The 22755-nt window shown below is 72.2% G+C and carries 22 protein-coding genes; 14 read left to right on the forward strand and 8 right to left on the reverse strand.

The annotated features are described in order from the left end of the window. The 6 genes from HT134_RS41425 (at nt 1) to HT134_RS41450 (ending at nt 5303) form a co-directional block, all read left to right on the forward strand. Nucleotides 1–1179, forward strand: a complete 1179-nt coding sequence (locus HT134_RS41425; RefSeq protein ID WP_312888831.1) for a sensor histidine kinase — start codon at nt 1–3, stop codon at nt 1177–1179. Between the two features lie 33 nt (nt 1180–1212). Next, complete coding sequence (locus HT134_RS41430) at nt 1213–1962, forward strand: LytR/AlgR family response regulator transcription factor (RefSeq protein WP_175595273.1); 750 nt, start codon at nt 1213–1215, stop codon at nt 1960–1962. A 60-nt stretch (nt 1963–2022) separates the two neighbouring features. Beyond that, nucleotides 2023–2418 (forward strand): hypothetical protein, encoded by a 396-nt coding sequence (locus HT134_RS41435; protein WP_175595272.1) that lies wholly within the window; start codon nt 2023–2025, stop codon nt 2416–2418. Beyond that, the gene (locus tag HT134_RS41440; protein WP_175605985.1) at nt 2415–3902 is read left to right on the forward strand and encodes a sodium/solute symporter; all 1488 of its coding nucleotides are present in this window, start codon (nt 2415–2417) and stop codon (nt 3900–3902) included. Before HT134_RS41435 ends, HT134_RS41440 begins: the two co-directional genes overlap by 4 nt. Before the next feature lie 80 nt (nt 3903–3982). Then, the gene (locus tag HT134_RS41445; protein ID WP_175605986.1) at nt 3983–4972 is read left to right on the forward strand and encodes a pirin family protein; all 990 of its coding nucleotides are present in this window, start codon (nt 3983–3985) and stop codon (nt 4970–4972) included. Nucleotide 4973: 1 nt separating this feature from the next. After that, nucleotides 4974–5303 (forward strand): tetratricopeptide repeat protein, encoded by a 330-nt coding sequence (locus HT134_RS41450; protein ID WP_175605987.1) that lies wholly within the window; start codon nt 4974–4976, stop codon nt 5301–5303. A 17-nt stretch (nt 5304–5320) separates the two neighbouring features. On the opposite strand, the gene HT134_RS41455 is transcribed toward HT134_RS41450, so the two are convergent. After that, nucleotides 5321–6319, reverse strand: a complete 999-nt coding sequence (locus HT134_RS41455; protein WP_175605988.1) for a LacI family DNA-binding transcriptional regulator — start codon at nt 6317–6319, stop codon at nt 5321–5323. A gap of 14 nt (nt 6320–6333) precedes the next feature. Between HT134_RS41455 and HT134_RS41460 the strand changes: the two genes are divergently transcribed. The 6 genes from HT134_RS41460 to HT134_RS41485 all read left to right on the forward strand — a co-directional run bounded on the left by HT134_RS41460 (nt 6334) and on the right by HT134_RS41485 (nt 12622). Then, complete coding sequence (locus tag HT134_RS41460) at nt 6334–7497, forward strand: trans-sulfuration enzyme family protein (RefSeq protein ID WP_175605989.1); 1164 nt, start codon at nt 6334–6336, stop codon at nt 7495–7497. A 42-nt stretch (nt 7498–7539) separates the two neighbouring features. Beyond that, complete coding sequence (locus HT134_RS41465) at nt 7540–8802, forward strand: ABC transporter substrate-binding protein (protein WP_175605990.1); 1263 nt, start codon at nt 7540–7542, stop codon at nt 8800–8802. After that, the gene (locus HT134_RS41470; RefSeq protein WP_175605991.1) at nt 8799–9707 is read left to right on the forward strand and encodes a carbohydrate ABC transporter permease; all 909 of its coding nucleotides are present in this window, start codon (nt 8799–8801) and stop codon (nt 9705–9707) included. The genes HT134_RS41465 and HT134_RS41470 overlap by 4 nt, the downstream gene beginning before the upstream one ends. Continuing rightward, a complete protein-coding gene (locus tag HT134_RS41475; protein WP_175605992.1) occupies nt 9704–10519 on the forward strand; it encodes a carbohydrate ABC transporter permease in 816 nt (271 codons plus the stop codon). Before HT134_RS41470 ends, HT134_RS41475 begins: the two co-directional genes overlap by 4 nt. A 166-nt stretch (nt 10520–10685) precedes the next feature. Next, complete coding sequence (locus HT134_RS46515) at nt 10686–11015, forward strand: DUF485 domain-containing protein (RefSeq protein ID WP_312888832.1); 330 nt, start codon at nt 10686–10688, stop codon at nt 11013–11015. After that, nucleotides 11012–12622 (forward strand): monocarboxylic acid transporter, encoded by a 1611-nt coding sequence (locus tag HT134_RS41485; protein WP_175605994.1) that lies wholly within the window; start codon nt 11012–11014, stop codon nt 12620–12622. The genes HT134_RS46515 and HT134_RS41485 overlap by 4 nt, the downstream gene beginning before the upstream one ends. Before the next feature lie 63 nt (nt 12623–12685). Here the strand turns inward: HT134_RS41485 and HT134_RS41490 are convergent, their stop codons facing one another. From HT134_RS41490 to HT134_RS41505, 4 genes are read right to left on the reverse strand one after another with little or no spacing between them, the layout of a single operon-like run. Next, entirely contained in the window at nt 12686–13273 is a 588-nt protein-coding gene (locus HT134_RS41490; protein ID WP_175595261.1) for a GTP-binding protein, read from the reverse strand. After that, nucleotides 13254–13631, reverse strand: coding sequence for a DUF742 domain-containing protein (locus HT134_RS41495; protein ID WP_175605995.1), 378 nt, complete (start codon nt 13629–13631; stop codon nt 13254–13256). Before HT134_RS41495 ends, HT134_RS41490 begins: the two co-directional genes overlap by 20 nt. Then, nucleotides 13628–14047 carry a roadblock/LC7 domain-containing protein gene (locus HT134_RS41500; protein WP_175605996.1) on the reverse strand — a complete coding sequence of 140 codons (420 nt, stop codon included), beginning with the start codon at nt 14045–14047 and terminating at the stop codon, nt 13628–13630. The genes HT134_RS41495 and HT134_RS41500 overlap by 4 nt, the downstream gene beginning before the upstream one ends. Then, nucleotides 14044–16401 (reverse strand): sensor histidine kinase, encoded by a 2358-nt coding sequence (locus HT134_RS41505; protein WP_246366476.1) that lies wholly within the window; start codon nt 16399–16401, stop codon nt 14044–14046. Before HT134_RS41505 ends, HT134_RS41500 begins: the two co-directional genes overlap by 4 nt. 232 nt (nt 16402–16633) lie before the next feature. On the opposite strand from HT134_RS41505, the gene HT134_RS41510 reads away from it, so the two are divergent. After that, nucleotides 16634–17656: a terpene synthase family protein gene (locus HT134_RS41510; protein WP_175605998.1), complete on the forward strand. Its 1023-nt coding sequence runs from the start codon at nt 16634–16636 to the stop codon at nt 17654–17656. A gap of 10 nt (nt 17657–17666) precedes the next feature. On the opposite strand, the gene HT134_RS41515 is transcribed toward HT134_RS41510, so the two are convergent. The 3 genes from HT134_RS41515 to HT134_RS41525 form a co-directional block, all read right to left on the reverse strand. Next, nucleotides 17667–19469 (reverse strand): prenyltransferase/squalene oxidase repeat-containing protein, encoded by a 1803-nt coding sequence (locus HT134_RS41515; protein WP_312888833.1) that lies wholly within the window; start codon nt 19467–19469, stop codon nt 17667–17669. Then, on the reverse strand, nt 19466–20956 hold the full coding sequence (locus HT134_RS41520) for a cytochrome P450 (protein WP_175605999.1): 1491 nt from the start codon (nt 20954–20956) through the stop codon (nt 19466–19468). Before HT134_RS41520 ends, HT134_RS41515 begins: the two co-directional genes overlap by 4 nt. A 165-nt stretch (nt 20957–21121) precedes the next feature. After that, nucleotides 21122–22021 (reverse strand): aldo/keto reductase, encoded by a 900-nt coding sequence (locus HT134_RS41525; protein WP_312888834.1) that lies wholly within the window; start codon nt 22019–22021, stop codon nt 21122–21124. A 179-nt stretch (nt 22022–22200) separates the two neighbouring features. On the opposite strand from HT134_RS41525, the gene HT134_RS41530 reads away from it, so the two are divergent. Beyond that, nucleotides 22201–22743: a TetR/AcrR family transcriptional regulator gene (locus HT134_RS41530; protein WP_312888835.1), complete on the forward strand. Its 543-nt coding sequence runs from the start codon at nt 22201–22203 to the stop codon at nt 22741–22743. The last annotated feature ends 12 nt before the right edge of the window (nt 22744–22755 follow it).

A 22755-nucleotide genomic window follows, 5' to 3' on the forward strand; every position in this document is an offset into this window, starting at 1 on the left:
GTGGAGTACCTCGTCGCCGTCGCCGTGGCGGCCGGGCTCGTGGGCGTGCCCGCGCTCGTCCTCTGGCGGGTCATGCGCGGCCGCCGGGAGCTGGGCACCAGCCCGGCCGAGCGGGCCACGTTCGAGACCCTGCACACCGCCTCCCTCGCCGGCCCGCCGCTGCGGGCGGGCCTGACCGCCGACGGCGCCGAGCGGGCCTCGCGGCACCTGCGGGCGCTGCTCGGCTCCTCCGCGCTCGCCATCACCGACGGCGAGCGGCTGCTGGTGTACGACGGCGCGGGCGAGCACCACGCCGGGCAGGCGTTCGAGCAGGCGCGGGCGACGCTGAAGGACGGCCGGACGCAGGTGCTGGCCGTGGACTGCGACCTGCTGGAGTGCCCTGTCCGGCACGCCGTCGTCGTGCCGCTCACCACCGACGACCGGGTCGTCGGCACGCTGGCCGCCTACGGCCCGCACGCCTCGGCGGGCCTGGTCAAGGCCGCCCAGGAGGTGGCCGGCTGGGTCGACTCGCAGCTGGAGCTGGCCGAGCTGGACCGCTCGCGCACGCTGCTCATGGAGGCCGAGGTGCGGGCGCTGCGCGCGCAGATCTCGCCGCACTTCATCTACAACTCGCTGACCACCATCGCCTCGTTCGTCCGCACCGACCCGGAACGGGCGCGCGAGCTGCTGCTGGAGTTCGCCGACTTCACCCGCTACTCCTTCCGGCGGCACGGCGAGTTCACCACGCTGGCCGAGGAGCTGCGCTCCATCGACCGCTACCTCACCCTGGAACGCGCCCGGTTCGGCGACCAGCTCCAGGTGACCCTGCGCATCGCCCCCGAGGTGCTGCCCGTGGCCGTGCCGTTCCTGTGCCTGCAGCCGCTCGTCGAGAACGCCGTCCGCCACGGCCTGGAGAGCCGCAACGGAGTCGGCCGCATCGTCATCGTGGCCGAGGACGGCGGCGCCGAGTGCCGCATCAGCGTCGAGGACGACGGCCTCGGCATGGAACCCGACCGGCTGCGCCGCATCCTCGCCGGTGAGATCGCCCCGTCGGGCGGCGTCGGGCTGGCCAACGTGGACGAGCGGCTGCGCCAGGTCTACGGGGACGAGTACGGGCTGGTCGTGGAGACCGGCGAGGGAGCGGGCACGAAGGTCAACGTGAGGTTGCCGAAGTATCACCCGGGCGTCTCGGCCCGTTGACCGCGCCGCTGGATGTCGGTTTCATCCATGTCTATGGCGCAACTCAGGGTCCTCGCGGTCGACGACGAGCTGCCCGCTCTGGAGGACCTGTCGTACCTGCTGCGCGCCGACCCCCGCATCGGCGAGGTGGCGACCGCCCGTGACGGCGCCGCGGCCCTGCGGCTGCTGGACCGCGCCATCGCCGAGGGCCGCCCGATCGACGCGGTGTTCCTCGACATCCGGATGCGCGGGCTCGACGGCGTCGTGCTGGGCCGGCTGCTGTCGCGCTTCGCCAACCCGCCGCGCGTGGTGTTCGTCACCGCGTACGAGGAGCACGCCATCGAGGCGTTCGAGATCAAGGCGGAGGACTACCTGCTCAAGCCGGTGCGCCCGGAGCGGCTGGCCGAGGCGATCCGGCGGGTCGCGGTCTCGGCGGAGGTGCCGGTCGAGGGCGGCGAGTCCGACACGATCCCGGTCGAGCTGGGCGGCGTGACGCGGTTCGTCTCCAGCGCCGACGTCGTCTACGTGGAGGCGCACGGCGACTACGCCCGCCTGCACACGCCCACCGGCAGCCATCTGGTGCGCATCCCGCTGGCCACGCTGGAGGAGCGCTGGGCCTCGGCGGGGTTCGTCCGCGTGCACCGCAGCCACCTGGTGGCGGTCAAGCACATCGAGGAGCTGCACATCGACTCGGGCCGCTGCACGGTCCGGGTGGGGGAGACGGAGATCCCGGTCAGCCGCCGCCACACGCGCGAGCTGCGCGACCTGCTCGTCCGCCGCGCGCGGAGAGGACGCCCCGAATGAGCCACCGCGCCCGCAGAGGATGCCCCCGATGAGTCATCGCGCCCGCAGAGGATGCCCCGGATGAGCCGCCGCGCACAGAGGCCCCCGGACGAGCCGCCGCGGCGGGTGGCCGTGACCAGCCCGCGGACCGCCGCCGCGCGCCGTCCCCGCTACCCGGCGACCCGGGAGATCGACGAGCAGACCCACCTCGGCGAGGTCTACATGCGCTCGCTGCTGCGCACCCAGTTCCGGCTGGCGATGTTCGTCTGCACGGTGCTGGGCTGCGTGGTGTGCGGCCTGCCGCTGCTGTTCCTGCTGATCCCGCGGCTGCGCGAGGCCGAGCTGCTCGGCGTCCCGCTGCCGTGGGCGGTGCTGGCCGGCCTCATCTACCCGGCGTTCGTGATCGGCGCCTGGCTGTACGTGCGCCAGGCCGAGCGCAACGAGCGCCACTTCGCCGACCTGGTCGAACGCCCGTGAGCCTCACCGCCGTCCTGATCGTCGTCGTGGCGGCGGTGCTCATCGGCGCGTTCGGCATCCGGGTCTCGCGCACCACCTCCGACTTCTACGTCGCCTCCCGCACGGTCAGCCCGCTCTGGAACGCCTCCGCCATCGGCGGCGAGTACCTGTCGGCCGCCTCCTTCCTGGGGGTGGCCGGGCTGATCCTGTCGTTCGGCGCCGACATGCTGTGGCTGCCGGTGGGCTGGACGGGCGGCTACCTGGTGCTGCTGGTGCTGGTGTCGGCCCCGCTGCGCCGTTCGGGGGCGTACACGCTGCCGGACTTCGCCGAGGCGCGGCTGGAGTCGATGACCGTGCGCCGCGCCGCGAGCGTGCTCGTCGTGCTCATCGGCTGGCTGTACCTGATGCCGCAGTTCCAGAGCGCCGGCCTGGTGCTGAGGGAGATCACGGGGGCGCCGCACTGGGCGGGCGGGCTGCTCGTGGCGGTGGTCGTCGCGGTCAACGTGCTGTCCGGCGGCATGCGGTCGATCACGTTCGTGCAGGCGTTCCAGTACTGGCTGAAGCTGACGGCGCTGGCAGTGCCGCTGGTGTTCCTGCTCATGGCGTGGCGGGCCGGCGGCGGGCCCGGGCTGAGCCCGCAGGACGCCGCCACCTGGCAGGTGCCGCTGGCCGGCGGTAAGGAGTACGCGCTGTACTCGACGTACTCGCTGATCCTGGCCACGTTCCTCGGCACCATGGGCCTGCCCCACGTGCTCGTGCGCTTCTACACCAACCCCGACGGGCGGGCCGCGCGCCGCACCACGCTCGTCGTGCTGTCGCTGCTCGGCGCCTTCTACCTGCTGCCCGCCCTGTACGGCTGGCTCGGCCGGCTGTACGCGCCGGACCTGGTCCGCACCGACGCCGTCGTGCTCACCCTGCCCGGCCGGATGGTCGGCGGCACGCTCGGCGAGCTGCTGACCGCGCTGGTCACGGCCGGGGCGTTCGCCGCGTTCCTGTCCACCTCCTCCGGCCTGACCGTGTCGGTGGCCGGGGTCATCGCGCAGGACCTGCTCAAGGGCGGGGTCCGCTCGTTCCGGATCGCGACGCTCATGGCGGTCGCCGTGCCCCTCGGGCTGGCGCTGCAGGCCCGGGCGCTGCCGGTGGCGGACGTGGTGGGGCTGGCGTTCGCGGTGGCCGCGTCGTCGTTCTGCCCACTGCTGGTGCTCGGCATCTGGTGGCGGCGGCTCAGCACCGCGGGGGCGCTCGCGGGACTGTTCGTGGGCGGCGGGCTGGCCTGCGCGGCGGTGCTCGTCACGATCGTCGGCGGCCCGTACGAGGGGCTCGCGAACGCGCTGCTCGCCCAGCCGGCGGCGTGGACGGTGCCGATCGCGTTCGTGGTGATGGTGGCCGTGTCGTTCCTGACGCCGCACCGGGTGCCGCCGGGCGTGGGCCGCACGATGGTGCGCCTGCACACGCCCGAGGACCTCGACCTGGACCGCGGCGACTGGCGGCCCCGCTCCTCCTGACCCGCGCCCGGGAATGCGGGGCGGTGGCCGGGTGTTGAGGCGGGCATCCGGTTGAAGTTTCAATCAAATGGAGGTGGGACATGCCCGCCATCACCGCCGACACCCTGACCCTGCCCCGCGTCGCCGTACCCGACCCGGCCCTCGCCGGACGGCGCCCCGTGAGGTCGGTGACGACCGCGCCCAGCGGCTTCGAGGGCGAGGGCTTCCCGGTGCGCCGCGCGTTCGCCGGCCTGCCGCAGTCCCTGCTGGACCCGTTCATCCACATGGACCAGATGGGCGAGGTCGAGTACGCGCCCGGCGAGCCCAAGGGCACGCCCTGGCACCCGCACCGCGGCTTCGAGACCGTCACCTACATCATCGACGGCGTCTTCGAGCACCAGGACTCCCAAGGCGGCGGCGGCACGATCACCGACGGCGACACCCAGTGGATGACCGCCGGGTCGGGGCTGCTGCACATCGAGAAGCCCCCGGAGCACCTCGTGGTCTCGGGCGGGCTGTTCCACGGCGTCCAGCTCTGGGTCAACCTGCCCCGCGCCCACAAGTTCCACCTGCCCCGCTACCAGGACATCCGCGGCCGCCAGGCGGCGCTGCTCGCCTCGCCCGACGGCGGCGCGCTGCTCCGCGTGATCGCCGGCGAGCTGGACGGGCACGCCGGTCCGGGCGTCACGTTCACCCCGATCACGATGGTGCACGCGACCGTGAGCCCCGGCGCCCGGCTGGAGCTGCCGTGGAACCCCGGCTACAACGCCCTCGCGTACGTGCTGGCGGGCCAGGGCTTCGCCGGGCCCGAGCGCAGGCCGGTCCAGAAGGGGCAGCTCGCCCTCTTCGGCCCGGGCGGCGCGCTCACCGTCGAGGCCGCCACGGCCCAGCCGCAGGCCGAGCCGAACCTGGAGGTGCTGCTGCTCGGCGGGCAGCCCATCCGCGAGCCGGTCGTCCACTACGGCCCCTTCGTGATGAACACCCGCGCCGAGATCATCCAGGCGATGGAGGACTACCAGGCCGGCCGCCTGGGCGTCGTCCCCGCCGACCGCGTCCCGCACGCCGACGGGCCCGTCCCGGGAGAGGAGTGACATGCCGATCGAGAAGATCGAGCAGCTGGCCGAGGAGTACGAGCGCGGCCGCCTGTTCTTCGACGCCAAGGACTACATCGGGGCCGCCCGCATCCTGGCCGAGGTGGTGGCGGCGGCGCCGGACAACCTGGGGGCCCGGCTGCTGCTGGCCCGCGCCTACTACCACTCGGCCCAGCTCGGCCGGGCCGAGGCCCAGCTCCGGCTGATCCTGGAGCGCGACCCGGCCGAGGGGTACGCGTGCCTGCTGCTCGGCCGTACGCTCCAGCGGCAGCACCGGCCGAAGGACGCCGAGCCGTACCTGCGGCTGCACGCCGCGATGACCGGCGCCTGACGCTCCGGCTCCCCCCGCTAGCGGGCGGGCGGGGGGAGTTCGCCGGAGCCGCGGGCGACCAGCTCGACCGGGACCTTGACCCGGCGCGGCGTGTCCGAGGGGCTCAGCAGCAGGTCCACGGCGCTGCGCCCCAGCCGGGTCACGTCGTAGCGCACCACCGTCACCCCCGGATTGAACACGTCCGCCAGCGCGAAGTCGTCGAACCCCACGTACGCCGGGCGCTCGGGCCGCTCGCGCAGCGCCTGGATGATGCCGATGGCGGCCCGGTTGTTGGTGGCGAAGAACGCCGTGGGCGGGTCGTCCAGCTCCAGCAGCCGCGCCACCTCGTGCCCGGCCCGCCACGGGTCGAAGACGCCCCGCACCACCAGCGACTCGTCCACCCCGGCCCCGGCCTCCCGCAGCGCGGCGCGGTAGCCGGTGGCGCGGGCGTGGACCGAGCTGAGCGCCTCGTCGTCGGAGATCAGCGCGATGCGCCGGTGACCGCGCGCCAGCAGGTGCTCGGTCGCCATCCGGCCGCCCCGGACGTCGTCCAGCAGCACCACGTCGGCCCGCTCCAGGCCGTGCGGCACCCGGTCCACGAACACCGCGGTCAGGCCGCCGTGCTCGGCCAGCCAGCCGTGGTCGGCGGCCGAGGGCACGATGATCAGCGAGTCCACGCCCCGGGCGTACATGGACTCCACCAGCATCCGCTCCCGCTCCGGCCGCTCCTCGTAGGAGCCGAAGACCACGAGCGCCTCGTGGTCGGCCGCCGCCGCCTCGACCGACTTGGCGAGGCGCGAGTAGAACTCGTTGGAGATGTTCTCCATGATCAGGCCGATGGTCAGCATGGTGGCGCCGCGGGCCAGGCGGGCGGCGGCCTCGTTGCGGCGGAAGCCGAGCGCGCTGATGGCCTCCTGCACCCGGCGCTGGAGGACGGGGCTGACGTGCGGCTCCTGGTTGACCACCCGCGAGACGGTCTTCAGGCTGACGCCCGCCTTGCGGGCCACGTCCTCCATGGTGGGTTTGCGCGCGGTCATACTACTGTGCCCCCATGGACGATGACTGGATCTGTGGCCGGCTGGGCGAGGACGAACCGTGGATGCTGGGCGCGGTCAACCCGCCGGTGTTCGAGAACTCGCTGTTCACCTTCGCCGGCGCCGGCGAGCTGGGCGAGGCCATCAGGAACGAGGACGAGCGCTACGTCTACTGGCGCGGCACCAACCCGACCGTGGACCTCGCGCAGCGCAAGCTGGCGGCGCTGGAGCGGGCCGAGCGGGCCAAGTGCTTCGCCTCCGGGATGGGAGCCATCGCGGCGACGATCTCGTCGCTGGTGTCGGCCGGCGACCATGTGCTGGTGCTGGGCGCGGTCTACGGGCCGACCACCCAGTTCCTGCGTTACCTGGAGAAGTTCGGCGTCACGCATACGCACGTCGACGATCTCGCCAGTGGTGACAGCGCTATCAGAGAGAGCACTCGTCTACTGTACTTCGAGTCGCCCTCCTACATGCGCTACGAGATCTTCGACATCCCCGCCGTGACGGCGTGGGCGGCCGAGCGCGGCCTGGTGACGGTGATGGACAACACCTGGTCCACCCCGATCTTCCAGAAGCCGCTCACCATGGGCGTCGACCTGGTGATCCACTCGCTGTCGAAGTACGTGGGCGGCCACAGCGACCTCGTCGGCGGAGTGGTGGCCGGGCCGTCGCGGCTGATCAGGCCGCTCGCGCTGACCGAGTACCAGCTCTACGGCGCCGCCATGTCCCCGCACGACGCCGCCAAGGTCATCAAGGGGCTGCGCACGCTCCCCGTGCGGATGCCCGCCCACCAGGAGCGCGGGCTGGCGGTGGCGCGCTTCCTCGACGACCACCCGGCCGTGCGGCGCGTCAACCACCCGGGGCTGCCCTCGCACCCGGGCCACGCGCTGGCCGTGCGGCAGATGTCGGGCTTCTCCAGCGTGTTCAGCCTGGAGCTCGACACCGACTCGCGCGAGGAGGCCGGGGCGTTCATCGACCTGCTGCGGCACTTCCGCGTCGGGGTGTCGTGGGGCGGCTTCGAGAGCCTGGTCAACGCGCCCGCCCTGACCGTCGAGGAGAGCGTGCGGGCCACCATGGGCATCCCCGTCGGGCTGGTGCGGCTGTCGGTGGGCCTGGAGCCGGCCGACACATTGATCAAGGACCTGGGACTGGCGCTGGAGGGGGTCGGTCGCCTAGCGTGACCTGCACGCTGACAGCGCTGTCTCATCCCGTGCGGAGGCAAGATGAAAACCCCCCTCCTGTCCGCCTCGTCCGCCGCCATGGCCACGGCCCTCCTCCTCGCGGGGTGCGGCTCCGGCTCCTCCTCGGGGGAGGTGCGGCTGCGCATGATCGAGAGCCTGACCAGCCCCGAGCGGACCAAGCTGATCAAGACCTTGATCGAGGGCTTCGAGAAGGCGAACCCGGGCGTGGAGGTGGAGCTCGTCTCGCCCCCGCTGGACAGCGCCGATCAGAAGATCACCCAGATCCTGCAGACGAAGAAGGACCTGGACGTGCTGGAGGTGCGCGACCACACGGCCAAGTCCTTCTCCAACAACGGCTGGCTGGCCGAACTGCCCACCACGCAGTGGGCCGGCTGGGCCGACCTGACCGAGCTGGCCCAGAAGAAGGCCGTGGAGGTCGGCGGCAAGGCCTACCTCTACCCGTACGGCTTCTACCAGCGCACGCTGTTCTACCGCACCGACTGGGGCCTGGCCCAGCCGCCGAAGACCTGGCAGGAGCTGTACGAGGCCGGCAAGAAGATGACCTCCGGCGACCGCTTCGGCTACTCCTTCCGGGGCGGCAAGGGCGGCGCCGACTACGCGGTCATGATGATCAGCGCGTACAACGGCGAGGCCCTCGACCCGCAGAAGTCGTTCTTCCTCAAGGACAAGCGGACGATCTTCTCGACCCCCGAGGCCGCGCAGGCCCTCGACCTGTACGTCAAGATCTTCAAGGAGGCGTCGCCGCCCGACTCGGTCTCCTGGGGCTACCCCGAGATGGTCCAGGGCTTCACCTCCGGCGTCACCGGCATGCTCATCCAGGACCCGGAGGTCATCAAGACCGTCGAGGAGAGCGGGGTCAAGACGTGGTCCACGGCCCCCATCCCGAAGGGCCCGTCGGGCTACGCCTTCCAGCCGGTCGGCTACGCCGGGTGGGGCGTCACCTCCTTCAGCACGCACCAGAAGGAGGCGGTCAAGCTCGTGCAGTACCTGTCGGAGGCCCAGCAGAGCATCGCCTTCGCCAAGGGCAACTCCCTCATCCCGATCTCCAGGCAGGCGCAGAGCGACCCGCAGTTCTCGCAAGGGGCGTGGAAGGCGTACCTGGAGGCGCAGCAGGACCCGAAGCAGGTCATCACGGTCCGGCCGGTCGACTACCCGGGCTGGAGCCAGTTCATCGCCGACTCCGACCGTGACGTCCAGGCGCTCATCACCGGCAAGAAGAGCGTCGCCGAGGTGCTGAAGGCGTGGGACGCGTTCTGGGCGGACCAGGCGAAGAAGGTCTCATGAGCCGGGCCGCACAGGCCGCCCGTCCGGCCTTCACCGGGCGCAAGGCCAGGTTCGTCGCGCTGTGCCTGCTGCCGGGCGCTCTGTTCGTGCTGCTGTTCACGTACTACCCGATGATCCGCGGCGCGGTCATCGCCTTCCAGCGCTACAACCTGTTCGACATCACCTCGACGCCGTTCGTCGGGCTGGAGAACTTCCGGGCGGTGCTGGCGGAGGACCGGTTCTGGACGGCGCTGCGCAACACCGGCACCTGGGTGGCGGTCTCGCTGTTCTTCCAGTTCTTCCTCGGGTTCGGGCTGGCGCTGCTGCTGCGCCGGCACTTCCGGGGCCGCGCGCTCTACCAGGCGTGGGTGTTCTTCCCGTGGGCCATGTCCGGCTTCCTCATCGGGCTGCTGTGGCGGTGGATGTTCAACGGGCAGTTCGGCGTGGTCAACGACCTGCTGCTGAAGGCCGGGATCATCGACGAGCGGATCGGGTTCCTGGCCTCGCCGGGCTGGGCGATGACGTCGGTGATCGTGGCCAACGTCTGGTACGGCGTGACGTTCTTCGCGATCATGATCATGGCGGCGCTGCAGTCGGTGCCGGCCGAGCTGTACGAGGCGGCGTCGGTGGACGGCGCCTCCCGGGCGCGGCAGTTCTGGCACGTGACGCTGCCGCACATCCGCCCGACGCTGGCGCTGATCGTGCTGCTGCGGATCATCTGGATCCTCAACTTCCCCGACCTCATCTACGCGATGACCGGGGGCGGCCCGGCGGGCGGCACCGACATCATCACGACGTTCCTCATCCAGCAGGTCATCGGCGGCGACTACGGCCGCGCCGGGGCGGTCGGGATGCTCGTCCTCGGCCTGCTGCTCGCCTTCAGCGTCTTCTACCTCAACGCCACCCGATTCGAGAGGTCCCGATGAGACGCCTGGCCAAGGGGACCGTGCTGGCCGTCTGGCTGCTGATCACGCTGTTCCCGCTGTACTGGATCACCGTCACCTCGCTCAAGCCCAAGGCGGAGATCTTCTCCATGCCGCTGCGGTACTGGCCGGGCGAGGTGACCTTCGAGCACTACGCCGACCTGTTCTCCTTCGCCGACTTCGGCGCGTACCTGGTCAACAGCCTGCTCGTCTCGCTGGCCGCGGCGGCGGCCGTCACCGTGATCGGGGTGCTCGGCGGCTACACGCTGGCCCGCTTCTCCTTCCCGGGCCGGGGCGCGCTGATGCTGGCGTTCCTCGTCACGCAGATGATCCCGCTGTTCATCGCGCTCGGGCCGCTCTACCTGCTGATGTCCGACCTCGGCCTGCTCAACCACCTGGCGGGCCTCATGGTGGTGTACGTCGCCATGCTGGTGCCGTTCGCCACGATCATCATGCGCGGCTTCTACGAGCGGATCCCGGTGGCGCTGGAGGAGGCGGCGCAGGTGGACGGCGCCTCCCGGCTGGCGGCGATGGTGCGCGTGGTGATCCCCGTCATGCTGCCGGGCATCGCGGCGACGTTCGTCTTCGCGTTCGTGCAGTGCTGGAACGAGCTGTTCCTGGCCATCACGTTCATCGACAGCGAGGACGCCAAGACGATCCCGGTGGCCATGAACTCCTTCATCACCCAGTACGACATCGACTGGGGGTCGATGGCCGCGGCGACCGTGGTGTCGGTGATCCCGACGCTGGTGCTCTTCGCCGCGATCCGGCGCTACATCGTGGAGGGGCTCACCGCGGGCGCCGTCAAGGGGTGAGATCGCGCGGCGACCGTTCGTCGTGCGAATGGGACCTTTCACCGCAAGCGCCGCTCATCTGGTCGCCATCCGCAAGCGGCTCGGCGAACGAGCAGGTAGAGGGCCTCCACTACGGGTAGGTTGCGCTCCTACGGTGTGCGTGACCCGCATCACAGTGGAGGTCTCCGTGACGACTCAAGAACATGACGCGTCCGTTTATGAGCAGGTGCAGACGAGCAGCGAGTTCCAGGACCTGAAACGGCGCTTCCGCCGCTGGACGTTCCCGATGACCGTGGCGTTCCTGGCCTGGTACCTGCTGTACGTCGTGCTGTCCGGCTTCGCCCGCGACTTCATGGGCATCAAGCTGTTCGGCAACGTCAACGTCGCCCTTGTCCTCGGCCTGCTCCAGTTCGTGTCGACGTTCTGGATCGCCTGGGCGTACGCGCGGCACGCCGAGAAGAAGCTCGACCCGATCGCCGACAAGCTCCGCCACGAGGTCGAGGAGAAGACCCGATGAGTTCCGAAGCGCTCGCCACGACCCTTTTCCTGGCCTTCGTCGCGCTGACCCTCGGCATCACGTTCTGGGCCAGCCGCCAGACCAAGACGGCCGCCGACTACTACGCGGGCGGCCGGTCCTTCAGCGGCGCGCAGAACGGCCTGGCGATCGGCGGCGACTACATGTCGGCCGCCTCCTTCCTCGGCATCGCCGGCATCATCGCGCTGTCCGGCTACGACGGGTTCCTGTACTCCATCGGCTTCCTCGTGGCCTGGCTGGTGGCGCTGCTGCTGGTCGCCGAGCTGATGCGCAACTCCGGCAAGTTCACCATGGCCGACGTGCTCGCCTTCCGCATGAGCCCGCGCCCCGTCCGCACCGCCGCGGGCGTCTCCACGATCACGGTGAGCATCTTCTACCTGCTCGCCCAGATGGTCGGCGCCGGCGCCCTGGTCGGCCTGCTGCTCGGCATCACCTCACCGTCCGGCAAGGCGCTGACGATCGTCGGCGTCGGCGCCCTCATGATCGTGTACGTGGTGTTCGGCGGCATGAAGGGCACCACCTGGGTGCAGATCGTCAAGGCCGTGCTGCTCATGGGCGGCGCCGCGCTGATCACGATCCTCGTCCTCGGCCACTACGGCTTCAACCTGTCGTCGCTGCTCGGCGAGGCCGCCACCCAGAGCGGCAAGGGCGGCAACTTCCTCATCCCCGGCCTGAAGTACGGCACCGAGGCCCAGGGCCTGGCCGGCAAGATCGACCTGATCAGCCTCGGCCTCGCCCTCGTGCTGGGCACGGCAGGCCTGCCGCACATCCTCATCCGCTTCTACACCGTGCCCACCGCCAAGGACGCCCGCAAGTCGGTGCTGTGGGGCATCGGCATCATCGGCGTGTTCTACCTGCTCACGCTCGTCCTCGGCTTCGGCGCCGCCGCCCTGGTCGGCAGCAAGGCCATCGCCGCCGCCGACAAGGCGGGCAACACCGCCGCGCCCCTGCTGGCCAAGGCCGTCGGCGAGACGTTCCTCGGCGAGGTGGGCGGCACCATCCTGCTCGCGCTCATCGGCGCCGTCGCCTTCGCCACGATCCTGGCCGTCGTCGCGGGCCTCACGCTCGCCTCCTCCTCCAGCTTCGCCCACGACCTGTACGCGCACGTCTTCAAGCGCGGCAACGTCTCCGAGCGGGAGGAGGTGCTGGTGGCCCGCATCTCCGCGTTCGTCATCGGGGCCGTCTCCATCGGCCTCGGCATCCTGGCGCAGGGGCAGAACGTCGCCTTCCTGGTGGCGCTGGCCTTCGCCGTCGCCGCCTCCGGCAACCTGCCGGCCATCCTCTACAGCCTGTTCTGGAAGAGGTTCAACACGGCCGGCGCGGTCAGCGCCATCTACGGCGGCCTGGTCTCCGCGCTCATCCTGGTGATCTTCTCGCCGGTGGTGTCCGGGTCGCCGACCGCGCTGTTCAAGGACGCCGACTTCGCCTGGTTCCCGCTCAGCAACCCGGGCATCATCTCGATCCCGCTCGGCTTCCTGTGCGGCTGGCTCGGCACCGTGCTGAGCAAGGAGCACAACGCGGCCAAGTACGCCGAGATCGAGGTCCGCTCGCTCACCGGCGTCGGCGCCGAGAAGGCCACCCAGCACTGACCCGCGCCCCCATGGCGCAGGGCCCGGCCGGACGGCCGGGCCCTGCGCCATGGGGTGGGGCCGTCAGGTGCCGACGGGCTCGGCGCGCAGCCGGGCCGAGTGCTTGACCAGCGTGATGAGCACCTCGCGGCTGGAGTCGCGCTTGCGCGCGTCGCACATCACGATCGGGATCGACGGGTCGAGCTGCAACGCCATGCGCACCTCGTCCAGCTCGAACGTCTGCGCCCCCTCGAAGCAGTTCACCGCCACCACGAACGGCGTGCCGCGCCGCTCGAAGTAGTCCACCGACGGGAAGCAGTCGGCCAGGCGCCGCGTGTCGGCCAGGATCACCGCGCCCAGCGCCCCCTCGGCCAGCTCGTCCCAGACGAACCAGAACCGCTCCTGGCCGGGCGTGCCGAACAGGTACAGCACGTAGTCGTTGGACAGCGTGATCCGGCCGAAGTCCATGGCCACGGTCGTGGTCCGCTTGGCCTCCACCGCGGAGATGTCGTCGACGCCGATGCCGCGGTCGGTCAGGACCTCCTCGGTCCGCAGCGGCCGGGTCTCCGACACCGCGCCCACCATCGTCGTCTTGCCGGCGCCGAAGCCTCCGGCGATCAGGATCTTGATCGCCGTGGGAAGGCGCGGGCGCTCAGAGCGACCGAAGACCATCGAGCACCGCCCTGTACATCCTCACGTCACGCATGTCCACCTCGGATTGCGGTTCCTGGGCCGAGACGAGCTCCCTGTCGAAGAGATCGCCGAGCAGCACGCGGATCGTGCCCGCGGGCAGGTTCAGGTGTGCGGCGATCTCCGCCACCGACTTGGGTTCGCGGCAGAGCTGCAGGATCCGCAGGTGCTCGGGATCGAGCCCCGCGTCCGGACCCGGCAGCGGCCCCACCGCGAGCGCCATCGAGATCAGGTCGAACCGGCCGTGCGCGGGCCGGGTGCGGCCGCGCGTCACCACGTAGGGCCGGATGATCTCCGGATCGACCCAGTGCTCCTCGTCGTGATCCGCCGGAGGCGTCACCTGTCGCCCCCGGCCACGGCCTCGCCGGCGCGCGCCGGCGAGGTCAGGTACTGGCCTACCCGGGCCACCAGCATCGCCATCTCGTACGCCACGAGGCCGATGTCGGCGTTGCGCGTGCACAGGACCGCCAGGCAGGCCCGCTCGCCCGCGTTGGTGACGATGAGGAACTGCGACTTCCACTCCACCACCGTCTGCCTGATCGCGCCGCCCTCCACCCGCTCGGAGACGCCCTTGGCCAGGCTCTGCAGCCCGGACGCCACCGCGGACAGGTGCTCGCCGTCGGTCCGCTCCAGCGCCGCCGAGGAGGCCATGAGCAGCCCGTCGGAGGAGAGCACGATCGCGTGCTCCGCCTCGGGGATGCGCCCGATCAGGTCGTCGAGCAGCCAGTTGAGGTCCGTGCCGGAACTCGGTGTCACGTGTCGCCTCCCGGTCGCTGCTCGCCCATGAGTCGGGCCGCATCGGACCTGCCCAGGCGGGTGCCCGACTGCAGGGATCCCATCATCGCCCGGATCTCCTCCGGGGAGCGTTCGTCATCGTCGTGCTCCTCCGCCGCCCGCGCGGGCGGCGGTTCCTCCTTCAGGGCGGGCGCCAGGTTCGCCTGGGGCACCCGCAGGGGCAGCCCGCCGGGCGTGAACGCCGGCGCGGACGGCCCGTCCGTGGCCGGCGGCTCGGGCGCCGGCTCCGGCTGTCGTGGTGGCTGCTCCATCTCCGGCCTCCGATGGTTCGGGACCCTGCGTGGACGGCCGAGGTCGGCCGGCTCCCTCGGTTCGGGGAGGTCAGTCAGCTCGTCCGGCTCCAGCGTCAGCGCCCTGCGGTTCGAGGCGACCTTGAGCGTGCGGACGTTCTCGCCGTTCACCGGCCGCGGCGCGGTGGCCAGGCCGGTCTGCCGGCGCGGCAGCGTGGCCGGCAGGTCCTCGGGCGGCTTCGGGGTGTCGTCGGCCTGGACGAGCTCCTGCGGCAGCAGCACCACGACCGTCGTGCCGCCGTACGGGGACGCCTTCAGCACCACCTGGATGCCGTGGCGCTCGGCCAGCCGGCTGACCACGTAGAGGCCGAGCCGGGCGGTGCCGGTGATGCGGAACTCGGGCGGGTCGGCGATGCGCTCGTTGGCCGACTCCAGGTCCTCGGGCTTCATGCCCAGGCCCCGGTCCTCGACCTCGATCACGTACCCGTTGGCCACGAGCTGGCCGCTGACCTGGACCGTCGTGTACGGCGGCGAGAACGACACCGCGTTCTCGATCACCTCGGCGAGCAGGTGGATGACGTCGCCGACGGCCCGGCCGACGAGCACCACGTCGCCCATCGGGGTGATGGTGACGCGCGTGTAGTCCTCGACCTCGGCCAGGGCGCCGCGGACCACGTCCACCATCGGCACGGACCGCCGCCACGTGCGGGCGGGGGAGGAGCCGGACAGGACGATGAGGTTCTCGGCGTTGCGCCGCATGCGGATCGCCAGGTGGTCCAGCCGGAAGAGCTCCTTCAGCTCCTCGGGGTCGGTCTCGCGGCGCTCCATCACGTCGAGGACGGTGAGCTGCCGGTGGACCAGGCCCTGCGTGCGCCGGGCCAGGCTGAGCAGGATGTCGCGGATGCTGCGGCGCAGCTCGGCCTGCTCGGCGGCGACCCGCAGAGCGGTCTCCTGCACGGTGTTGAACGCCTGGCCGACCTGGCCGACCTCGTCGTCGCCGAACTCCAGGGCCGGCGCCTCGACGGCCACGTTGACGCTCTCGCCGTGGCCGATGCGGTCCACCACGCCGGGCAGCCGCTCGTCGGCCAGCTCGTGCGCCGCGTCGCGCAGCCTCTGCAACTGGGCGAGGAGCTGGCGGGTCGTGGAGATCGACAGGGCGATCGAGGCGATGACCGCGATGAGGCCGAGACCGCCGGCCAGCACCAGGCGGATGATGACGCCGATGCTGACGGGCGTGGCCCGCTCGACCACGCGGTCGCCCGCGCCGATGACGAACGTGTTGAACTCCGCCAGCGCGCGCTCGGTGGCCGAGGCCCACTGCTCGGCGCCGAACGGGATGCCGTCGCGGCCCCCGCCGTACTCGGCGACCAGCGTCTCCAGGTTGTGCAGGCGGACGATGCCGTTGCTCAGCATGAGCGCGTCGTAGCCGGGGCGCTCGGAGTCGGGCAGGTCGATGGCGGCCTGCTCGGTCATGACGTGCCAGGCGCCCACCGTCTCGGTGAACTTCGTCTTCTCCTCGACGTTCAGCCGCCCCTGGGCGATCGCGCCGGCCAGCATCGCGTCCTCGCGGGAGATCAGCTCGCGCGCCTTGCTGAGCATCGCCAGCGTGCGGACGTCCTTGGCGATGCCCTGGTCGTCGACCGCGCCGATGAGGCTGTACATGCCGTAGAAGGAGTCGATGATCTCGTCGTACGTGGTGGCGGCCTGGGCGCGGGTGAGCTGGCCGGCGTCCACGGTCTGCCGGATGGTGTCGAGGCCCTCCAGGCGCTTGAACGTTTTATTCAGACGGTCGACGCCGTCGTCGTCCAGCGCCCAGTCCACGATCCACGCCCGCGCGGCGGTCGTGAAGGCGGTGCGCGCGCGGTCGGCCGCCTGGCGCTGGGTCTTGAGGTCCTGCCGGGTCCGGGAGGAGGGGTTGCCGAGGCGGATCATCGTCATCCGGCGCTCCCGCTGGAGCTCCACGAGCAGTGGCTCGCTCGGGTCGATGACGCTGGAGTCGATCTGTGACACCCAGAGCAGGTTGACGCCGTCACGCAGCGTGACCCAGGCGGCGAAGACCCAGAGCGCTGTCAGGGAAAGGAGCAACGCCGTGACCTTGGTCCGCAGACGTGAATTGCGGGGGCGCATAGTACCTACCCTGCGAAGTCATTCGAATGGCTGACGACCAGGACGTGCCGTGGCATACCAGCGCTGACAATGTCGGGACCTTAGCAAGGGCCTGATCATGGCTCAAGTTAGCGGGGTGATTTGAACCCACATATCCGTTCTTGTCGGGACTTTTTGTCAATAATCAATACACGGGGCTAGGCTGCCCCGCGTGACCGGCACGGATCCTCAGGCGTACTTCGGCATTCGCAACGAGCTGGCGGACAAGCTGCTCAAGGGCGCCGACCAGCTCGCGGGCGTGCCGGAGGAGAGCCGGGCGCGCGTCCTGCGCGCCGCCCTCGACGCCGTGCCGGAGGCCGCCGGGCCGCTGCGCGCCTACTCCGCCCTGTACGCGGACGGCCGGAGCTCGGCCAGCCGGCTCGCGTTCAGCTGCCTGTCGGCGGCGGCGACGTTCCCTGACGGGCCGCGCGGCACGATCGCGGAGCTGGGGGCGCTGACGGCCGTCCTGTTCGCCGTGGACGACCTCGCCGACGGCGTCGCGGACGGCCTCGCGACCGGCTTCGCGGCCTTCTTCTCCCTGCTCCCGGCGGCGCTCGCCGACCCCTCGGGGAACCCTGGCGCCGGCGCGGGGGCGGTGGGGGAGGTGCTGGACGCCTGGCGGGGATGGGCCGCGCGCTTCCGCGCCCGCGCCGGGGGGCACACCGAGGTGCTCGCGGAGCAGCTGAGGCTCGCGGGGGCCGCCATGGCCCGCGAGCGCGCCTGGACGTCCGGGGACGAGCCGTGGCCCTCCTACGACGACTACCTGGCCAACGGCAGGATCACCATCCTCTACCCCACCTGGTGGGCCGCTGCCCTCGTCCTGTGCGGCCCCCGCCCCGTCCGGTGGGAGAGCGTCGAGCGGGCCACGCTCCTCGGCGCGTCCTGCGTGCGGCTGGCCAACGACATCAGGACGTTCGAACGCGAGAAGGCCGAGGGCAAGCCCAACTCCATCGGCATCCTCCAGCGCGGCGGCGCCACGGCCGAGGAGGCCGTGGCGCGGGTGGCCGCCCACATCGGCGAGCTGGAGACCGCCTTCCACGCCGCGCTGGCGGAGCTGCCGCAGGAGCTGGCGGGCATCGCCGAGGGCCAGCGCCGCAGCGTCGCCTTCAACGGCCGCTGGTACCTGGCCCGCGACACGCACGCGTACACGGTGGGCGAGCTGACGGCCGACACCGCCGCGCACCGCGCCCCCTGACCGCCGGCGTTCAGCGGGCCTGGGCGGACGGCGGCAACCGCGTCGCGGCCAGGTGGCCGGCGGCGAGCACCGCCGCGCCGACCACCGCCACCGGCGTGTAGAGGTCCTTGTCGTGCCAGAGCGGCGGATGGTCGGCGCCCGCGCGGCCCACCAGGTACGCGTGGCCCAGCGCCGCCGCCCGCGCGCACCGCGGGTCGTCGCGCCACCGCGTCATGAGCAGCACCTGCAGGCCGTACGCCGTCTCCTCGGCCGTGCCCTCCCAGCGGCCCCAGGAGCCGTCCGGACGCTGCGTCGCCAGCACCCACTCGACGGCCGCCCGCACCGCCCCGGCCGACGCCTCGCCGCCGTGCTCGTCCAGCGCCAGCGCGCAGCAGGCCGTGGCGTAGTAGGGGGAGGCGTGCCAGCGGTCGCTCCAGCTCCCGTCCGGCCGCTGCCGGTCGCGGACCCAGGCCGCCGTCTCGCCGATCGGCCGCCGGTAACGGGAGGCGGCGCCGGGGCACCGGGCGGCGTACTCGCCGAAGGCGTCGAGGACGTGCGCGTTCACGGTGACCGAGCTGCCCTGCTCGCCGGGCCAGGTGGCGAAGTGCGTCCCGGTGTGGAAGACCCACAGGCTCGCCGGCTCGTACGGCGCGCCGAGCAGCGCCAGCGCGTACAGGGCGACGGAGGTCGTGTCGGCGTCGGCGGGCAGTCCGGGGCCGGCGGGTGTGCCGGCGGGGCCGATGGCCGCCCTGAGGTCCGCGACCATCTCCGGCGGCGCCTCGACCGGCACGCCCGCCCGCAGCAGCCAGCTCAGCACCCAGCCCCGCTCGAACACCGTGATCGGCAGCCCGACGGGCACGGGCCCGCCGTGACGGCGCACGACGGCCTCCAGATGCCCGCGCGCCAGGCCTTCGAGCCGCCGCGACTCCGAACCGCCGGGCTCGCCGTCGGCGCCGTCGGCGCCGACGGCCGCGTCGGCCGCGTCACGCATGTCACCGGCGTCACCGGCGTCACCGGCGTCACCCGCGTCGGCCGCGTCGGGACGGCGGGCGTGGCGGCCCAGCCAGGCGGCGGTGGCGGCGGGGGAGGCGCCCACGGTCCCGATCTCCGTGGGCTGTACGGATCGGGTGCCGGCGGCGGACGGGCCCGCGATCTCCAGCGCGTGCGGCAGCTTCGCCGGGAGCTTCGCGCCCGACTCCAGCGCCGCCCGGATCCGGCGGGTCCCGTCGTGCCCCATCCCGGCGGGCAGCGGCAGCGGCCCGTACGCCGACAGCCCGCTCTCCCGCCCGGCCGGTCCCGCGAGGCGTTCGTTGATCAGGGCGACGAGCGAGGGGACGATGTGCTCGACGGCCGGCGTGTCCGGCAGCCCGCCGGGACCGTCCTCCGCCGTCCCGTTCAGCCGGTCGGCCAGCACGCGCAGGCCCTGCCGCGCCGCCCGCGTGATCTCCTCGGGAGTCGCCGGCGCGGGGGCGCCCGGCCTCGGGCCGTCCGCGGCGTCGGTCGCGGGCTCGTCGCTCGTCCGCGCCGGGCCGGGCGGCAGGAGCGACAGGAGGGCATCCGTGGCGCTCAGCGTGGGCACGAGCCCGTACCCGCCGGGCCCGCCCCACGAGCCGTCCGTGTTCCGCGCGCCGAGCAGGTACGCGATCCGCTCCTCGTGGCCGGTGAGCCAGGGCGCGAGCGCGACCACCCGGCCGGTCTCGTAGACCGAGGGCGAGACCTGCCCCCACGGCCGCAGCATCATCCCGGCCACCAGCTCGGCCGCCGCCCCGGCGACATCCCCCGCCGCGCCGGTCGTCGCCTCGGTGTCGTCCGGGGAGAGCTCGCCGACGCTCACGCGCCGCCACCCGGCCCCATCGGCCACATCCAGTCGTGCGCGCCCCCCACGCCCATGGCGGGAGCCGCCACGGGGGTCCGCCAGGCGTCGGGCTGCGGCTCCTCGTCGGTCCCGGACGGCAGCAGCCTCAGGAGCAACGCCTCCTTGGGCCGTACGGACGCGCCGGGCACGAGCGTGAAGCGCTGCGGGTTCGTCAGCACCGGCCGGTACCGGGCGAGCAGCCCGGCCACCACGAGCGCCGCCTGCAGGTGGAACAGGTGCTGCCCCAGGCACACGTGCGGCCCCGCGCCGAACGGGACATAGGCATAGCGGTGGCGCCGCTGCTCACGCTCGGGCGCCCAGCGCTCCGGGTCGAACTCCAGCGGCCGTTCCCAGAACTCCTCCAGCCGGTGGGTCGTGTACGGGCTGACCAGCACCTGCGAGCCCGCCTTGACCGGGACGCCGCCGAGCTCCGTGTCGGCCACGACCTGCCGCGGGATGATCCAGCCCGGCGGGTGGACGCGCAGCAGCTCCTGGAGCACCATCCGCAGGTACGGCAGCTCCTGGATGTGGGACGGCCGCACCGGGCCGTCGCCCACGACCCACTCGATCTCGTCGCGCAGCCGCGCGTTCACCTCGGGGTGGTCGTGCAGGAGCGTCCACAGCCAGGTCAGCGCCATGGCCGTGGTCTCCGAGGCGGCGCCGTAGATGCTGACCAGGTCGTCGCGCACCTGGCGCAGGTCCGCCGCGCCGTCCTCGCGGATCCGCGCCCGGATCAGCGCCGAGACCAGCTCGTCCGGCCGCCCGCCGTCGTCGCCGTCCCGCGGCTCCTCCGCGCGGGCCTCCTCGATCAGCGGGTACACGATGTCGTCGATCCGCTGCGCGGCGGCCAGGAACGCGCGGTCCCCGGGCACGCGCATCGAGTACGGCACGAACGGGAACAGCAGGCGGAACCCGATGGACGTCGCGCAGGTGGCGAACTCCGGCAGCAGCCGCTCGCCCACCTCCCGTGAGATGCGCCCGCCGAACAGTACCTTGATGACGGTCCGGTTGGTGACCGTGGTCATCAGGTGGGCGGCGTCGACGAGCCGGCCGGGGCGCGCGTCCCGCTCCAGCTCGCCGACGTGCTCGGCGACCACCTCCGCCATGTCGTCGGCGAGCGAGGCGATGCGGCGGGCGGTGAACAGCGGCTGGAGGATCCGCCTGCTGGACGCCCACCCCTCGCCGTCGCCGAGGATGCTGCGCCCGGTGACCCGGCGCAGCGGCCGCCAGAACATGCCCTCGCGCGCGAAGTTCGACCACTGCGTCTTCAGCACCTGCTGGACGTGGTCGGGGTGGGACACCAGGTACGGCCGGAACGGGCCGATGTCGAGCCGGACGATCCGGCCGCCGGCGTCCGTGCCCATCCGGGCCAGCTCGGTGACGGGGTCCTTCATCAGCCGCGGTACGGCACGGTAGAAGGGAAGGACGCGGGGCTTGGTCACGGTGGGGCCCGTGGCAAGCGGCATGACGATGTTCCCTGCCTCTGTCCGGATACGCGGTCGACGGCTCTCAAGCAACAGGCGCCCCAGAAGCGCGCTTTTTTGACTTTGGTAACTAATGTCCGTCAAGTATCACATGATCATTGTCGCTGATCAAGGCTGGATAGCGGTTTCCGGGCGAGGGTCGGCCGGTCAGGGGCGGGAGGCCGTGTCGAGCAGGCGCAGCTCGTCGGCGTCGAGCTTGAGAGCGGCGGCCTCCAGCAGCGGCCGGAGCTGCCCGACGTCGCGGGCGCTGGCGATCGGCGCCGTGACCGTGGGCTGCGCGGCCAGCCAGGCCAGCGCCACCGACGCGGGCTCCACCTCGCGCGCCGAGGCCACCCGGACGAGCGCCTCGATCGTGCGCGGGCCGTGCTCGGTGTCCAGGTACTCGCGCGCCCGCTCGGCCCTGGGGCTGTCGATCGTGACCCCGGGACGGTACTTGCCGGTCAGGAAGCCGCGCGCCAGCGACGACCACGGCGTGCTGGACAGCCCCTCACGGGCCACCACGTCCCGCAGCTCGCCCTCGTACCCGCGTTCGACCAGGTTGTAGTGCTGCTGGAGCGCCACGTAGCGGGCCAGCCCCGCGTCGTCGGAGACCTTCAGCGCCTCGGCCAGCCGGTCGGCCTCGTAGTTGGAGGCGCCGATGTGCCGGACCTTGCCCTCGCGCACCAGCGCGTCGAACGCGCCCAGCGTGTCGGCGAGCGGCGTGTCCCGGTCGTCCACGTGCGCCCAGTAGAGGTCGATGTAGTCGGTGCCCAGCCGCCGCAGCGACCCTTCGACCGCGGTGCGGATCGTGTCCGGGGCCAGGCCGCGCACGCCCTCCAGCATGCCGACCTTCGTGGCCAGCACGATGGACTCGCGGTTGCCGCGCTCCCGCAGCCACTCGCCGATGATGAGCTCGGAGGTCGGCTCCCCGGTGGCCCAGTGCGGATAGACGTCGGCGGTGTCGATGAAGTTGCCGCCGCCCTCGACGTACGCGTCGAGGACCGCGAACGCGTCCTGCTTGCCGGCGGTCCAGCCGAAGACGTTGGTGCCGAGCGCTATGGGGAACACGGACAGATCCGTACGGCCTATCACTCTCATCGGGCTCATCGGGCTCATCGGGCCAGTATTTCGCCCCCTCCGGAAATGCTTCCCACGCACCCCCGTAAAGCCGGGCGCGCGGGCGGCAGGACGGTCTCCCCACGACGGGATGGCGGGCCGGAACAGGCGGAGGTTAAGGTTCCGCTGTGGTGAACGGTGACGCGCGGACGCGCATCCTGGACGCGGCGGAGGAGCTGTTCGCCGGAGGCGGCTACGAGGCCACTCCCACCTCCGTCATCGCCCGGCTGGCCCAGGTGCCGAAGGGACTCGTCTTCCACTACTTCCCCCGCAAGATCGACGTCCTGGTCGCGCTGGTCGACGAGCGGACGCTCGTGGAGGAGGGGCGCGAGGTCGACGCCGTTCCCGGCGACCCGGCCGGCACGCTCTCCCGGCTGGCGCGGGGGCTGCCGCTGCGGGCCTCACCGGCGATGCGGCGGATCCTGTTCCGCGAGGCCGACACCCACGGGTCCGTACGCGAGCGGCTCGGCCGCCTCAACGGGGAGCTGATCCGGCGCGCCCGGTTCGCCCTGGGGCTGGCGCTGCCGGGGGCGCGGGGCGACGCCGCGCGGCTGGAGGTGGCGGCGGCCACGTTCGCCGCCGTCCTGCTCTACCAGGAGACCCTCTGCCAGCTCACCGGCCACCAGCTCGACCCCGACGCCGTCGCCGAGCTCATCGCCCACTCCCTCGCCTGAGCGGGCGGCGAC

Source organism: Nonomuraea rhodomycinica (genome assembly GCF_013363995.1).
In the GTDB taxonomy this organism is placed as follows: domain Bacteria; phylum Actinomycetota; class Actinomycetes; order Streptosporangiales; family Streptosporangiaceae; genus Nonomuraea; species Nonomuraea rhodomycinica.

Excerpts from the sequence above, each read along its gene's own strand:
- HT134_RS41455 (WP_175605988.1), bottom strand. The coding sequence starts at position 6,319 with ATGACCGCGCGCAAACCCACCATGGAGGACGTGGCCCGCAAGGCGGGC.
- HT134_RS41490 (WP_175595261.1), bottom strand. The coding sequence starts at position 13,273 with ATGGTCTTCGGTCGCTCTGAGCGCCCGCGCCTTCCCACGGCGATCAAG.
- HT134_RS41470 (WP_175605991.1), top strand. The coding sequence starts at position 8,799 with ATGAGCCGGGCCGCACAGGCCGCCCGTCCGGCCTTCACCGGGCGCAAG.
- HT134_RS41435 (WP_175595272.1), top strand. The coding sequence starts at position 2,023 with ATGAGCCGCCGCGCACAGAGGCCCCCGGACGAGCCGCCGCGGCGGGTG.
- HT134_RS41430 (WP_175595273.1), top strand. The coding sequence starts at position 1,213 with ATGGCGCAACTCAGGGTCCTCGCGGTCGACGACGAGCTGCCCGCTCTG.
- HT134_RS41485 (WP_175605994.1), top strand. The coding sequence starts at position 11,012 with ATGAGTTCCGAAGCGCTCGCCACGACCCTTTTCCTGGCCTTCGTCGCG.
- HT134_RS41445 (WP_175605986.1), top strand. The coding sequence starts at position 3,983 with ATGCCCGCCATCACCGCCGACACCCTGACCCTGCCCCGCGTCGCCGTA.
- HT134_RS41460 (WP_175605989.1), top strand. The coding sequence starts at position 6,334 with ATGGACGATGACTGGATCTGTGGCCGGCTGGGCGAGGACGAACCGTGG.
- HT134_RS41520 (WP_175605999.1), bottom strand. The coding sequence starts at position 20,956 with ATGCCGCTTGCCACGGGCCCCACCGTGACCAAGCCCCGCGTCCTTCCC.
- HT134_RS41450 (WP_175605987.1), top strand. The coding sequence starts at position 4,974 with ATGCCGATCGAGAAGATCGAGCAGCTGGCCGAGGAGTACGAGCGCGGC.
- HT134_RS41475 (WP_175605992.1), top strand. The coding sequence starts at position 9,704 with ATGAGACGCCTGGCCAAGGGGACCGTGCTGGCCGTCTGGCTGCTGATC.
- HT134_RS41465 (WP_175605990.1), top strand. The coding sequence starts at position 7,540 with ATGAAAACCCCCCTCCTGTCCGCCTCGTCCGCCGCCATGGCCACGGCC.